At 73.6% G+C, this 13,646-nt stretch carries 9 protein-coding genes; 7 read left to right on the plus strand and 2 right to left on the minus strand.

The genetic code is table 11. The features are described from left to right. Positions 1-86: 86 nt before the first annotated feature. A complete protein-coding gene (locus tag ACFZCP_RS25140; RefSeq protein ID WP_391430812.1) occupies positions 87-3,845 on the minus strand; it encodes an FHA domain-containing protein in 3,759 nt (1,252 codons plus the stop codon). Positions 3,846-4,253: 408 nt separating this feature from the next. Here ACFZCP_RS25140 and ACFZCP_RS25145 point away from each other — a divergent pair, with 408 nt between their 5' ends. The 4 genes from ACFZCP_RS25145 (at position 4,254) to ACFZCP_RS25160 (ending at position 10,178) form a co-directional block, all read left to right on the plus strand. Then, the gene (locus tag ACFZCP_RS25145; protein WP_391430160.1) at positions 4,254-5,954 is read left to right on the plus strand and encodes a protein kinase; all 1,701 of its coding nucleotides are present in this window, start codon (positions 4,254-4,256) and stop codon (positions 5,952-5,954) included. A 313-nt stretch (positions 5,955-6,267) separates the two neighbouring features. Then, the gene (locus ACFZCP_RS25150; protein WP_391430162.1) at positions 6,268-7,503 is read left to right on the plus strand and encodes a protein kinase; all 1,236 of its coding nucleotides are present in this window, start codon (positions 6,268-6,270) and stop codon (positions 7,501-7,503) included. A 338-nt stretch (positions 7,504-7,841) separates the two neighbouring features. Further along, a complete protein-coding gene (prfB, locus tag ACFZCP_RS25155) occupies positions 7,842-8,948 on the plus strand; it encodes a peptide chain release factor 2 (protein WP_391430164.1) in 1,107 nt (368 codons plus the stop codon). Positions 8,949-9,254: 306 nt separating this feature from the next. After that, positions 9,255-10,178: a hypothetical protein gene (locus ACFZCP_RS25160; protein ID WP_391430166.1), complete on the plus strand. Its 924-nt coding sequence runs from the start codon at positions 9,255-9,257 to the stop codon at positions 10,176-10,178. A gap of 106 nt (positions 10,179-10,284) precedes the next feature. On the opposite strand, the gene ACFZCP_RS25165 is transcribed toward ACFZCP_RS25160, so the two are convergent. Continuing rightward, positions 10,285-10,479 (minus strand): hypothetical protein, encoded by a 195-nt coding sequence (locus ACFZCP_RS25165; protein ID WP_362693144.1) that lies wholly within the window; start codon positions 10,477-10,479, stop codon positions 10,285-10,287. Between the two features lie 242 nt (positions 10,480-10,721). Here ACFZCP_RS25165 and ftsE point away from each other — a divergent pair, with 242 nt between their 5' ends. The 3 genes from ftsE to ACFZCP_RS25180 all read left to right on the plus strand — a co-directional run bounded on the left by ftsE (position 10,722) and on the right by ACFZCP_RS25180 (position 13,630). Next, positions 10,722-11,411: a cell division ATP-binding protein FtsE gene (gene ftsE, locus ACFZCP_RS25170; protein WP_031159396.1), complete on the plus strand. Its 690-nt coding sequence runs from the start codon at positions 10,722-10,724 to the stop codon at positions 11,409-11,411. Positions 11,412-11,454: 43 nt separating this feature from the next. After that, complete coding sequence (gene ftsX, locus ACFZCP_RS25175) at positions 11,455-12,372, plus strand: permease-like cell division protein FtsX (protein WP_362693148.1); 918 nt, start codon at positions 11,455-11,457, stop codon at positions 12,370-12,372. A gap of 67 nt (positions 12,373-12,439) precedes the next feature. Next, a complete protein-coding gene (locus ACFZCP_RS25180; RefSeq protein WP_391430169.1) occupies positions 12,440-13,630 on the plus strand; it encodes a S41 family peptidase in 1,191 nt (396 codons plus the stop codon). Positions 13,631-13,646: the final 16 nt, after the last annotated feature.

The raw sequence follows: 13,646 nt of genomic DNA on the forward strand, positions 1-13,646 counted from the left end.
CGGCAAGGGCGCCTGCGCCGTCCGGCGGCCCATCGTGACCGGCTCGTGATCAGGGGAGTATGCCTACGGATCCCGGCTGGTTCCGGTCAGAGCAGCGAGGGCACCTGCGCCGCCGCGACCTCGCGGGCCGCACGCTCCACCGCGCTCGCCAGGAGGGCCAGGTCGGTGGGGCCGTTGCCCAGTTCGCGGACGGGACGGCGGGCCGGCGGATCGCCCATGCGCTGCCATTCCAGCACAACGACGGTGGGCCGCTGGGTCGCGGTGCGCGGGATACGGCCCGTCACCCGGCCGCCCTGGAAGGCGACCACCCGTTCGTCCGGGTAGGTCAGCCTGCCCCGCCCCGGTGCCGACTCGTCCGGCCCGGCGGACGGCTGATCCAGCACGATGCGCAGGGTGGCCATCCTGGCCGGCTCCGTCTCCGCCGTACGGCCACCGCTCCCGGACGCCGCCACCAGGTGCACGCCGAGCCGCTCGCCCTCCCTGGCCACCGCCTCCAGCGCCCGCATCACCGATCCGGCGGCGGGCCGGCCCGGTGAGCCGAGCGCGGGGGAGACCAGCGCGTCCAGGTCGTCCACGACCACGACCAGCCGGGGCAGCGGCGGGGCGGCCTCGGCGTGCGGCCGTGCGGCGGAGCCGGGCCGCAGCCGCAGCGTGGTGCTCGGAGGTGCCTCTATGTCGCCGGTCCCGAGCGCGGCCGGCCGGCCGCCGGCCGTGCGCTGGGCGACCATCCGGCCCGACACCTCCCGGCCGGTGTGCCACTGGGTGAAGTCCGCGCGCCCGACCAGCTCGGTGCGCCGCTTCAGCTCGGCGCTCAGCGACTGGGCGAAATCCCGCATGCGGACAGGGTCGTTGGCGATGAGATGGGTCGTCACATGGGGTATGTCCGTGCAGACGCGCAGCCCTTCGCCGCGCCCCGCGCCGATGCCGTCCCGGCCGTCCATCAGCACCATGCCCAGCCGGTCGGGCCGCTCGGCCGCGGCCAGCGAGGCGACCACCGCACGGAGCAGCTCCGTACGGCCGCTGCCGGGAGGCCCCTCGATCAGCAGGTGCGGGCCGTCCGCCACCAGGTCGGCGGTGAGCGGACCGCGCGGTCCGGCACCGAGCACCGCCCGGGCCCGCCCGCCCAGCGACTCGCCGTCGTCGGCCGCGTCCGCCCAGCGGGCCATCAGCGAGGCCGGGGTGGCCCGCGCGAGCCCCAGTTCGTCCAGCAGACGCGCCGACTGGGGCAGCGGCACGGCCACCCGCGCGTGCCGTTCGCCGACGGGGCCGTCCGGGCGCAGCGGTGCGAGGGCCCGAGCGAACCGCTCCGCCCAGGCGGGGGAGACGGCGTCGACGGCGGCGAGCGCACCGGGGCCGACGGGACCCCCGGGCGCGACGCGCATCAGGTGCAGGGTGCCGGCGACGTCGCCGCTGAGCAGCGCGGCGGCTCCGCAGTGCCGGAAGGTCGGCGCGACCGCACAGGCCGCCTCGTACGTCTGCGCCACCGGCGAGGCCGGGGTGGCGGCCACGGTCTCGGCCAGGCACACCACATGGATCCCGGCCCGCGGCCCGGCCACGGCCAGCCGCGCCACGGCCTCCCGCAGGGCGGCACCGCCCGGGTCCCCGTCCACGACGACCACGGTGTACGGCCCCGGGAAGCCGCCCGGACCGCCCAGCCCGGCGCCCTCGCGCGCCCAGGAGGGACGACGGGAGGAAGCGTGCTGGGGGGAACCGGCGACCGTGCCGGGGCGAGGGGCCGGGGCGGCCGGGTGGGCGGCGGACGTCTCCGCTCCGGGGCGGCCGCCGTCCGCGGTCGCGAGGTGCTCCGCCGCGCCGTGCACGGGGGCGGCCCCGGCCGGGGGCACCGTGCCCGCTCGCGCGGGGGCATCCGCCACCTGTGCGGGCAGGACGACCGGTGTGCCCGCCGCAGGCGTGCGCGTCGGGACCGGCTCGGCCGTGCTGCGGTCCGATGCCGCGTACTCCTCCACCCGGCGCAGGAGTTCCTCCGTGCGGGCCGCCGCCTGCTCGCGGTCGTAGGCCAGCAGGAGACGGCAGTCCTGGGCGTGGCCCGGCCGGACGTGCGGGAGCCAGCCCAGCCAGGACCACTCGGCCGTGCGCTCCTCCTCCGGGCGGGAGCGGTCCGCGCTGATCAGCACGATCTCCAGCAGGTCGGGCGAGTGCAGTGCGGCCAGCTGGGCCAGCACCGCGCGGGCCAGCCCCGACAGCCGGGGGCGGGGACCGGCCAGGCCCAGCGCCCCCGCCTCGCGCAGGGCGGCGGTCACCGGCACGGCGGGCAGCACGCCCGAGCCGTCCGGGGTGCTCCGGTCCGCCGTGCCGAGCCGCACGGTCAGCGCCTCCGGGTGTCCCGGCCCGCGCTCCCACAGCCGGGGCCCGGGCCCCAGCGCGGTCAGCAGCAGGGCGGCGGGGTCCGGCCAGGTCTCGGGCTGCTGCCGGGCAACGGTCACCGGTGGGCCTGCCGGGCCGGCGGCCTCACCGCCGTACTCCTGCGGTGCGGGGGCCGGCTGCTCGCCACGCCCGCCGGCCAGCCGCCGGGCCCATGCGCCGAGCCCGCCCCGCCGACGGGCACCCTGAGGAACGTCGATGCCGCGCAGGGGCGTGCCCTTGCGGCTGCTGCTGCCGGCGCCGTCCGTCCCCGAGCCGGGGGAAGCGCCGTCCGGCCCGGAGAAGCGCGCGGAGCCGTCGGCGTATGCGGAGCCGCCGGAGCCGTCTGCGTATGTGGAGCCGCCGGAGCCGTCGGTGTACGTGGAGCCGATGGAGCTGTCGGAGCCGTCGGTGTATGCGGCCTGCGCCGATCCGGGCGCGCCGCCCGGGCCGCCGACGCCGTGGCGCCCCGCGTGGGTGTCCCCCGCGTGCGCGCCGTCACGGCCGGCGGGCCCACCGGCTGCCGGCCCCCGGGTCCCCGCGCCCGGGCCCCGGCTCTCGATGTGCGGCGCCCCGGCCTGGCCCGGCACCGTCGGCTGCTCGCCGCGGCGGTGCTCCTGAGCCCCGGCGTCCCCGCCCGAGGATCCCCAGCCGGCCGCGCCGTAGGCATGGTGGGTCGGTCCGGAGGGGCCCGGGACACCTGTGCCCGGGGCGGCCTCCACGCGCGCGTGCCCCGCGGCACCGGCACCGGTGTCCGTGTCCGGCTGCGGGCCGCCCGCGAAACCACCGGCTTCCCCGGCCGCCCCGCCGTTCGGGGTGACGCGCACGCACCCCTCCCCGTCCGGCACGGTCCGCACCCGGGCGCCGGGACCCCCGGACGGGGTAACCCTCAGGGCGGATTCGCCGATCCTCAGCAGCGCGCCCGGGGCGAACCGCACCGGGCGGTCGTCCACGGGTGTGCCGTCCAGGGCCGTGCCGTTCGTGGAGCCGAGGTCGGCCACCGAGACGCGGCCGTCGGCGGCGACCGTGACCGCGCAGTGCAGGCGGGAGACGTCCGGGTCGTCCAGCGGGACGTCGGCGTCGGCGGAGCGGCCGACCGTGATCCGGCCGCCGTGCAGCAGATGGACCCCGCCCGCGTCCGGACCCGCGACCACGTGCAGCTGGGTCGGGGCGTCGTCCAGCTCGGGATGCGGCTCGGGGGCCGCCGGGGCGCCCAGGGACAGCACCGCGCCGTCGACCAGCGGTGGCTCGCCGAGGATGCAGCGGCGGGTGTCCAGCCGCTCGGCACCCGCGTGCAGCACGACCGCCGCGCCGCTCGACTCGCGGCCCGCGGCGCCCTCTCCGGTGACCGTCGCGGCCAGCGCCGACGCCACCGCGGCCAGGTCCGTGCCCGTGGGCGCCGTCACCAGCACGTCGCGGCCGGCGGCACGTCCCCGCTGCACGGACGGGCCCAGCGGGTCTATGACGGTCAGCCGGATCTGCATCGCCGTCAGCGGTCCCTTCTGCCCGGGCGCGGACATCCCCCACCCCCGCACGAGCACGTCGGCCAGTACTGCACGCATCCTCGCACCTGTCACTGACAACGCGCCCACGACCCGGTGTCAAGTGATCTTGATTGGTCAGCTCTGCCCCTAAAAGTGCCTGACCAATACTGCACGGATGATCAGTTGAGATCGGTCACGTGCGGGGTGCGGCAACCAGGAGACCGAGGTGAGCGTCTTTCCTTCGAACCTGGACGTGAATGCGGACGTGAACCCGGACCGGCACGGCCGGGAAGACCGGCGAACATCGTCGGGAACGCATACGTAGTGCCCAGTGGACCGGCACTAGAGTGGGCCGGAACACCGGAATCCAGGCAAGCAAGCAGCCATAAGCAGCAGGGAGCGCGTGACGTGCGGCCAGTCGGCAGCAAGTACCTGCTCGAGGAGCCGCTCGGACGCGGCGCCACGGGCACCGTCTGGCGTGCCCGCCAGCGCGAGACCGCGGGCGCCGAGGCGGCCGTCGCAGGCCAGCCCGGCGAGACGGTCGCGATCAAGGTCCTGAAGGAAGAGCTGGCCGGCGACCCGGACATCGTGATGCGCTTCCTGCGCGAGCGGTCCGTGCTGCTCCGGCTCACCCACCCGAACGTCGTCCGGGTCCGTGACCTGGTCGTCGAGGGCGAGCTGCTGGCCCTGGTCATGGACCTCGTCGACGGCCCCGACCTGCACCGCTACCTGCGGGAGAACGGCCCCTTCACCCCGGTCGCCGCGGCCCTGCTGACCGCGCAGATCGCCGACGCGCTCGCCGCGAGCCACGCCGACGGCGTCGTCCACCGCGACCTGAAGCCCGCCAACGTGCTGCTGAGCCAGGACGACGGCCGGATGCACCCGATGCTGACCGACTTCGGCATCGCCCGGCTCGCCGACTCCCCGGGCCTGACCCGCACCCACGAGTTCGTCGGCACGCCCGCCTACGTGGCGCCCGAGTCCGCCGAGGGCCGCCCGCAGACCTCCGCCGTCGACATCTACGGCGCCGGCATCCTGCTGTACGAGCTGGTCACCGGACGCCCGCCGTTCTCCGGCAGCACCGCCCTCGAAGTCCTGCACCAGCACCTGAGCGCCGAGCCGCGCCGCCCCTCCACCGTCCCGGACCCGCTGTGGACGGTCATAGAGCGCTGCCTGCGCAAGAGCCCGGAGCAACGGCCCAGCGCCGAGAACCTCGCGCGCGCCCTGCGGGTGGTCGCCGAGGGCATCGGCGTGCACGCGGGCGCCGCCCAGATCACCGCGGCCGAGGGCGTCGGCGCCCTGCTGGCCCCCGACCCGGACCCGGCCGCCGTCCCCGGCGCGCCCGGCGCCGCCGACCCCACCCAGGTGCTGCCGACGAACGCGCCGCAGGGGGCCTACGGCGGGCACGACCCGAACGCCGCCACCAGCTTCCTGCCACACACCGGCGGCCCCGCCGGCGCCGCCGACCCCACCGCCGTGCTGCCGAGCACCGGCGCGGCGGACCCGACGGCGGTCATGCCGCCGGTGCCGCCGGGCCCGCCCGGCGGCCAGGGACAGCAGCCCGAGCAGCCGCACCCCTGGCAGAACCAGCTGCGCGCCGCCCGCGACCGCAACGAGCAGACGCAGATCCAGTACCTCGACCCCGACGAGGACCCGCTGCGCCGCCGCCCCCAGCGGCAGGTCGCCCGGCCCCAGCAGCAGCCGCGCCAGGCACCGCAGGCGCGCTCGCAGCGCCCGCAGCCGCGCGGACGCCAGCAGCAGCCGGCCGGATACGGTCATCCGCCGCAGCAGCCCCAGCAGTACGCCCCGCCGCAGCAGCCCCAGCGGTACGCGCCGCCCGCCCCGGAGCCGCAGCGGCCCGCGCGCGAGCCCCGGGCGCCGCGCCAGCGCAGCGCCAACCCGATGAAGATCCCCGGACTCGGCTGCCTCAAGGGCTGCCTCTTCGTGATCATCATCCTGTTCGTCGCGAGCTGGCTGGTCTGGGAGCTGACCCCGCTGCACACCTGGGTCGGCGAGGGCAGGGGCTACTGGCACGAGGTCAAGAACCTGGTGGGTTCGGTGAGCCACTGGGTCAAGGAGCTGGGCAGTTCCTCCGGCGGCGGCAACTGACCGCGGACGTGGCAGTCGGCCGCGGGCGAGGCAACTGACCGCAGGCGCGGCAGCCGGCCGCAGACGTGGCAGCCGGCCGCAGGCGCGGCAGCCGGCCGCTGCCGCGCAATCGGACTGCTGCTTTGGATATTTGTCGACACCTGGCGGGTGATTTCCGTCTCCGCAGTGAAGGTTGGCTCGTTCGGCGCGTAGTTTTGTCGGCTGGGGGTTCTGGTCCGTCGGCTGGGGCTCCGGGAGCCCGCGGCGGTAGCCGCTGAGCGTCTGGGTCCCCGGAATGACGCAGCAGCGACAACACGCGTCTGTAGGAGCAGTCTTGGCACGGAAGATCGGCAGCCGGTACACCGCGAACCAGATCCTGGGGCGGGGCAGCGCCGGCACGGTGTGGCTGGGCGAGGGACCGGAGGGTCCCGTCGCCATCAAGCTGCTGCGCGAGGATCTCGCGTCCGACCAGGAGCTCGTGGGGCGGTTCGTCCAGGAGCGCACCGCGCTGCTCGGCCTGGAGCACCCGCACGTCGTCTCGGTGCGCGACCTGGTGGTCGACGGCAACGACCTCGCCCTGGTCATGGACCTGGTGCGCGGCACCGACCTGCGCACCCGGCTGGAGCGTGAGCGCAGGCTCGCCCCCGAGGCGGCCGTGGCGATCGTCGCGGACGTCGCCGACGGGCTGGCGGCCGCCCACGCCGCCGGAGTCGTGCACCGGGACGTCAAGCCCGAGAACGTCCTGCTGGACATGCAGGGACCCCTCGGCCCGGGCGGCGCGCATCCCGCACTGCTCACCGACTTCGGCGTCGCCAAGCTGATCGACTCGCCGAAGCGGACGCGGGCCACGAAGATCATCGGCACGCCCGACTATCTGGCCCCGGAGATCGTCGAAGGGCTGCCCCCGCGGGCCGCCGTGGACATCTACGCCCTGGCGACGGTCCTGTACGAGCTGCTCGCGGGCTTCACCCCGTTCGGCGGGGGGCACCCCGGCGCGGTGCTGCGGCGGCACGTCACGGAGACCGTCGCGCCGCTGCCCGGCATCCCCGACGAGCTGTGGCAGCTGGTCGTGCAGTGCCTGGCGAAGGCGCCGGCCTCGCGGCTGCGGGCCTCGGAGCTGGGGGCACGGCTGCGCGAACAGCTGCCGATGCTGGCGGGAATGCCGCCGCTGGACGTGGACGAGCCGGAGACGGAGGCCGCCGAGGAGGGCGAGGGCCCGCAGGAGGCGTCGTCGCCCGCCGAGCCGGGGGAACAGGTGCGGCGGCGCGGTGCGGTCTCCCTGGTGCCGGGGGCGAAGCCGGACTCCAACCGGGACACGCATACGTCGATGAGGGTGCCCGCGGCCGATGAGCTGGCGGGCGGGGCGCGGGGGACGGCGCGGGTGCCGCGGGCGTCGGGTGCGCCGAGGCCCGGGTCGGCGCGGCACCGCGCTGTCGCCCGGCGCCGCAGGATCACTCTGGCGGTTGCCGGGGTGGTGCTGGCCGCGGCGGTCGGGGTCGGTGCGTGGGCGGCGACGTCGGGGGACGACGACCAGCCTCCACAGGACACCCACAGCACGTCGGGACCCTGACCCCTCCCGCCTTCGCCCACCGGGCCCACTCGGCTCACCGGTCTCACCGTGCTCACCGGGCTCACTCGGCCCACCCTGCCCGGTCGGCAGGAAGGCGTCCGGCCTGGGCTCCGGCCGCCCCGAGGCTTTCGTACCGGCCGCTCCGCCCACCCCCGGGCCCCGCCTCGGAAGGGGCCGCCGTCCGCTCCGCCCACCTCCGGGCCCCACCCCCGAAGGGGCCGTCGGCCGCTCCGCCCACCCCCGGGGCACCCCGCCCCCGAGGGGGCCGCCGGTCGGCCGTACCTGCGGGCGCTCCCCGGTCGGCCCGCGGTGGTCGGTGGAGCCGTTACGCTGGAGGCGTGGCAGTCGTCGATGTATCCGAAGAGCTGAAGTCCCTCTCCTCGACCATGGAGTCGATCGAGGCCGTTCTGGACCTTGACCGGTTGAGGGCAGACATCGCCGTGCTCGAGGAGCAGGCGGCCGCGCCGTCCCTGTGGGACAACCCGGACGAGGCGCAGAAGATCACCAGCAAGCTCTCCCACCTCCAGGCGGAGGTCAGGAAGGCCGAGGCGCTGCGTGGCCGGATCGACGATCTCGGCGTGCTCTTCGAGATGGCCGAGGAGGAGGACGACCCGGACACCCGTGCCGAGGCCGAGGCCGAGCTGGCCGGTGTGCGCAAGGCGCTGGACGAGATGGAGGTCCGGACGCTGCTGAGCGGCGAGTACGACTCCCGTGAGGCGCTCGTCAACATCCGCGCCGAGGCCGGCGGTGTCGACGCCGCCGACTTCGCGGAGAAGCTGCAGCGCATGTACCTGCGCTGGGCCGAGCAGCGCGGCTACAAGACGGAGCTCATCGAGACGTCGTACGCGGAGGAGGCGGGCATCAAGTCCACCACCTTCGCCGTCCAGGTTCCCTACGCCTACGGCACCCTCTCCGTCGAGCAGGGCACCCACCGACTGGTGCGCATCTCGCCCTTCGACAACCAGGGCCGCCGGCAGACCTCCTTCGCGGGTGTGGAAGTGCTTCCCGTCGTGGAGCAGTCCGACCACGTCGAGATCGACGAGAGCGAACTGCGCATCGATGTCTACCGGTCCTCCGGACCCGGCGGCCAGGGCGTCAACACCACCGACTCCGCCGTGCGCATCACGCACCTCCCCACCGGCATCGTCGTCTCCTGCCAGAACGAGCGGTCGCAGATCCAGAACAAGGCCACCGCGATGAACGTCCTCCAGGCCAAGCTGCTGGAGCGGCGCCGGCAGGAGGAGCAGGCCAAGATGGACGCCCTCAAGGGCGACGGCGGCAACTCCTGGGGCAACCAGATGCGTTCGTACGTGCTGCACCCGTACCAGATGGTCAAGGACCTGCGCACCGACCACGAGGTCGGCAACCCCGAGGCCGTCTTCAACGGCGAGATCGACGGGTTCCTGGAGGCCGGCATTCGCTGGCGCAAGCAGCAGGAGAAGTAACTTTGTCGACATGACAACTGCCGCCCGAGTGGCGGCAGTTGTCATTTGTCTGGGTTTTACATCACACTCACAGGCTCCAAGTCCCGCCAAACACCGCCCCAGAGGACATTGCGCGCGCAACGGCCTTGACGTTGCTTTGAAAAATGGGAAGGGTGCAGGGTGGCATGCGTATCTCTGGGGCGCATGTGAACCGGGGGGAATGGGATGACTCGGACATCGAATCCGGTCTCGTCGGCTGCCTCCGTCGATCACGGCAAGCCCCGCACGCCGCCTCATTGACGAACAGCTACTGGGGGTAGCAACCATATGACGAAGAAGACGCGGATCCGGGTCGCTCGGATAGCCGCGAGCGCCGTTATCGCGGCGGGCGCCTCGCTGACCGCCGCTGGTGCGGCTTCCGCGCTGGACCTCGATGTCCAGGCGGGCCCGATCAAGCTCGGTGTGACCACGGACGGAAACGACGACGGCGGTACCAACGGCGGTACCGACGGGGGCTGTGACCCCATCGGCATCTGCGACACCACCGGCGGCACGTCGACCGGCGGTGACACCACGGGCGGCGACACGACCGGCGGCGACACCACGGGCGGTGACACCACGGGTGGTGACACGACCACGGGTGGCGACACCACGACCGGCGGCGACACCACGGGCGGCGACACGACCACCGGTGGTGACACCACGACCGGCGGCGACACCACGGGCGGTGACACGACCGGCGGTGGCACGACCACGGGTGGCGACACCACGACCGGCGGCGACACCACGGGCGGTGACACGACCGGCGGTGGCACGACCACGGGCGGTGACACCACGACCGGCGGTGACACGAACGGCGGCGGTACCACCGGCGGTGACAACGGTGGCTCCGGCAACACGGGCGGCGGCAACGGCGGCAACGGCGGCGGCTCCAGCACCGGCGGTGACAACGGCGGTTCCGGCAGCACGGGCGGCGGCAACGGCGGCAACGGCGGCGGCTCCAGCACCGGCGGCAACGGCAACACCACCCCCGACGGCGGCAACAACAACGCCTCCCAGGAGGAGGGCTCCTCGGCCCTCACCGACACGGGCTCGGACACCTCGGCCCAGGGTGGCGACAAGCAGCTCGCCGAGACCGGTGCCGGACAGACCATGTTCCTGCTGATCGGCGCCGCGACGATGATCGCCGGCGGCATCGGCTTCCGGGTTCTGCCCCGCCTGGCGAACGGCCGGGGCGGCGCGGCCGCCTGAGCGTAGCCACACGGCCACGCTGCGTACGTGCAGTGCGACGCCGAAGGGCCCGGAGCATCTCCGCTCCGGGCCCTTCCGGCGTTCCTGCCGGGCTCTTCCGGTATTCCTACGCGGTCTGGTGCGCCAGCAGCGCCACCGCGGCGATCAGCATCGCCAGCAGCGCGATCAGCGCCATCGGGTTCAGGCCCGCGAAGAAGCTCTCCTGCTGCTGCAGTCGCTCGCGGTTGGCCCGGCACACCGGGCACCGGCCCTCGTTCACGGGCGCCGCGCAGTTCGCGCACACCAACCGGTCGTACGTCATGCGGTCGCCCTCCTTGCTCCGGCCATCAGCCGTACAACGCTTCCGGGAACGCGAACGTTCCCCCTCCACTCTGCCAGGTTCCCGCCGAGCCTGCGCGGGGCGCCGGTGAAAGGGCGGTCCCCGATGCGATGTGGGCGTACAAAAAGGCACAAGTGTCATCCAACCGCAACCGGGCACTGCGCCGGAGCGCCCGGTTCGCGTATGGTCACGCTCATCTACCCCCGGCGACCCGTGGTGCATCCGTGATCCGATTCGACAATGTCTCCAAGGTCTACCCCAAGCAGACCCGCCCCGCACTCAGGGATGTTTCCCTGGAGGTGGAGAAGGGCGAGTTCGTCTTCCTCGTGGGGTCCTCCGGCTCCGGAAAGTCCACCTTCCTGCGGCTCGTCCTCCGCGAGGAGCGGTGCAGCCACGGCCAGGTGCACGTCCTGGGGAAGGACCTGGCACGCCTCTCCAACTGGAAGGTGCCGCAGATGCGCCGCCAGCTGGGGACGGTGTTCCAGGACTTCCGGCTCCTGCCGAACAAGACGGTCGCGGAGAACGTGGCCTTCGCGCAGGAAGTGATCGGCAAGTCCCGCGGCGAGATCCGCAAGTCCGTGCCCCAGGTGCTCGACCTCGTCGGGCTCGGCGGCAAGGAGGACCGGATGCCGGGCGAGCTGTCCGGTGGTGAGCAGCAGCGCGTGGCCATTGCGCGGGCCTTCGTCAACCGGCCCAAGCTGCTCATCGCCGACGAGCCCACCGGCAACCTCGACCCGCAGACCTCCGTCGGCATCATGAAGCTGCTCGACCGGATCAACCGGACGGGCACCACCGTCATCATGGCGACGCACGACCAGAACATCGTGGACCAGATGCGCAAGCGCGTCATCGAGCTGGAAAAGGGCCGCCTCGTCCGCGACCAGGCCCGCGGCGTCTACGGCTACCAGCACTGACCCGCCCCCCGAGTACGTCCACGGAAAGGCTTAACCCGAGGCCATGCGCGCCCAGTTCGTCCTGTCCGAGATCGGTGTCGGTCTCCGCCGCAACCTGACGATGACCTTCGCCGTCATCGTCTCCGTCGCCCTGTCCCTGTCCCTCTTCGGCGGCTCGCTGCTGATGAGCGACCAGGTGAGCACCATGAAGGGCTACTGGTACGACAAGGTCAACGTCTCGATCTTCCTGTGCAACAAGAGCGATGCACAGTCGGACGTGAACTGCGCCAAGGGCGCGGTCACCGAGGACCAGAAGAAGCAGATCCTCTCCGACCTGCACAAGATGCCGATCGTCGCGAAGGTCGCGTACGAGTCGCAGGATCAGGCGTACAAGCACTACAAGGAGCAGTTCGGGAACTCCCCGCTGTCCAGCTCGCTCACGCCGGACCAGATGCAGGAGTCGTACCGGATCAAGCTCAAGGATCCGAAGAAGTACCAGGTGATCGCGTCCGCGTTCAACGGGCGTGACGGTGTGCAGTCCGTGCAGGACCAGAAGGGCATCCTGGACAACCTCTTCCAGCTGCTCGGCCTGATGAACCGGGCGGCGCTCCTGGTGATGGCGATGATGCTGATCGTCGCGCTGCTGCTCATCGTCAACACGGTGCGGGTCTCCGCGTTCAGCCGTCGGCGCGAGACCGGGATCATGCGCCTGGTCGGTGCCTCGGGCTTCTACATCCAGGCGCCGTTCATCATGGAGGCGGCGGTCGCGGGCCTGATCGGCGGCGGCCTGGCCTGCGTGTTCCTGGTGATCGGCCGGTACTTCACCATCGACCACGGCATGGCCCTGGCCACCAAGCTCCAGCTCATCAACTTCGTCGGCTGGGACGCGGTGTTGACCAAGCTCCCGCTGATCCTCGCCACCAGTGTGCTGATGCCCGCCCTTGCCGCGTTCTTCGCGTTGCGCAAGTACTTGAAGGTGTGACGCATGCCAAGAGGGCCGTACGGGCATCCGCCCGTGCGGCCCTTCGCGTTGTCCTAGACTCACGCCCATGTCAGGCCGAGACCTGTTCTGCCCGCCCCGCCGCACCCGCCGCGGGGCCGCCCTGACATTGGTCTTCGCCGGCGTCCTGGTCGCCGGCGCCGCCACCGGCTCCTTCCCGGACAGCGGCCCGGCGGACCCCTCCGGCCGCAGGACGCCAGCCGGCGCCGAGCGCCCGGCTCCCCGGCACGAGGACGTGCAGAAGGCCGCCGCCGAGGCCATGGCCGACGGGAAGTCGCCGATGGAGGCCGCCGAGCGGGCCGTCAGCCGCAGCGGGGACCGCTGGGGCGCCGTGTACTCCGAGGGCGAGTACCAGGAGTTCCAGGAGGCCCTGGACGGCCAGTACACCGGCGTCGGCCTGTGGGCCCGGCGCGAGCGGGACGGCCGTATCCAGGTCACGAAGGTGCAGCCCGGCTCGCCGGCGGCCGACGCCGGCATCCGCAAGGCGGACCGGCTGCGCAGCGTCGACGGGGAGAAGGTCGACGGGCGGCCGGTCACCGAGGTGGTGTCCTTACTGCGCGGCGACGCCGAGGACGCGCCCGCCGGTACGACGGTCACGGTGGGCCTGCAGCGCGGCACGCGCGCCTGGACCGAGACCCTGCACCGGGCGCGCCTGTCCACCGACTCCGTGACCGTCCGCAGGCTCCCCGGCCGGGTCACCGTCATCGGTATCGCCGCCTTCACCAAGGGCTCCGGGGACGCCGTCCGGGCCGCGGTGCGCGAGGCCCCGGCCGGCGCCGGCATCGTGCTCGACCTGCGCGGCAACTCGGGCGGCCTGGTCACCGAGGCGGTGGCCACGGCCTCCGCCTTCCTCGACGGCGGCCTGGTCGCCACCTACGACGTCGACGGCGCCCAGCGCTCCCTGCACGCCGCCGGCGGCGGCGACACCGTCCGGCCCCTGGTCGTCCTGGTCGACGGCGGCACCATGAGCGCGGCCGAGATGCTCACCGGCGCCCTCCAGGACCGGGGCCGCGCGGTCGTGATCGGCTCCCGCACCTTCGGGAAGGGCTCCGTCCAGATGCCGACCGAGCTGCCCGACGGCTCGGTGGCCGAGCTGACCGTGGGCCACTACCGCACCCCTTCGGGACACGCCGTCGACGGCCGCGGCCTCACCCCGGACCTGGACACCGGCCCGCAGGAGGCCCTCCCTCGGGCGGAGACGGTCCTGACCGGACTCGGCGACCCCTCCCAGCACCCTTAAATGCGCTTCCCACTCA

It is taken from the genome of Streptomyces sp. NPDC007971, from assembly GCF_042958635.1.
In the GTDB taxonomy this organism is placed as follows: Bacteria; Actinomycetota; Actinomycetes; order Streptomycetales; family Streptomycetaceae; genus Streptomyces.

Coding starts and splice junctions, on each gene's coding strand:
- ACFZCP_RS25140 (WP_391430812.1), bottom strand. CDS start 3,845: ATGCAGATCCGGCTGACCGTCATAGACCCGCTGGGCCCGTCCGTGCAG.
- ACFZCP_RS25160 (WP_391430166.1), top strand. CDS start 9,255: ATGACGAAGAAGACGCGGATCCGGGTCGCTCGGATAGCCGCGAGCGCC.
- ACFZCP_RS25165 (WP_362693144.1), bottom strand. CDS start 10,479: ATGACGTACGACCGGTTGGTGTGCGCGAACTGCGCGGCGCCCGTGAAC.
- ftsX (WP_362693148.1), top strand. CDS start 11,455: ATGCGCGCCCAGTTCGTCCTGTCCGAGATCGGTGTCGGTCTCCGCCGC.
- ACFZCP_RS25180 (WP_391430169.1), top strand. CDS start 12,440: ATGTCAGGCCGAGACCTGTTCTGCCCGCCCCGCCGCACCCGCCGCGGG.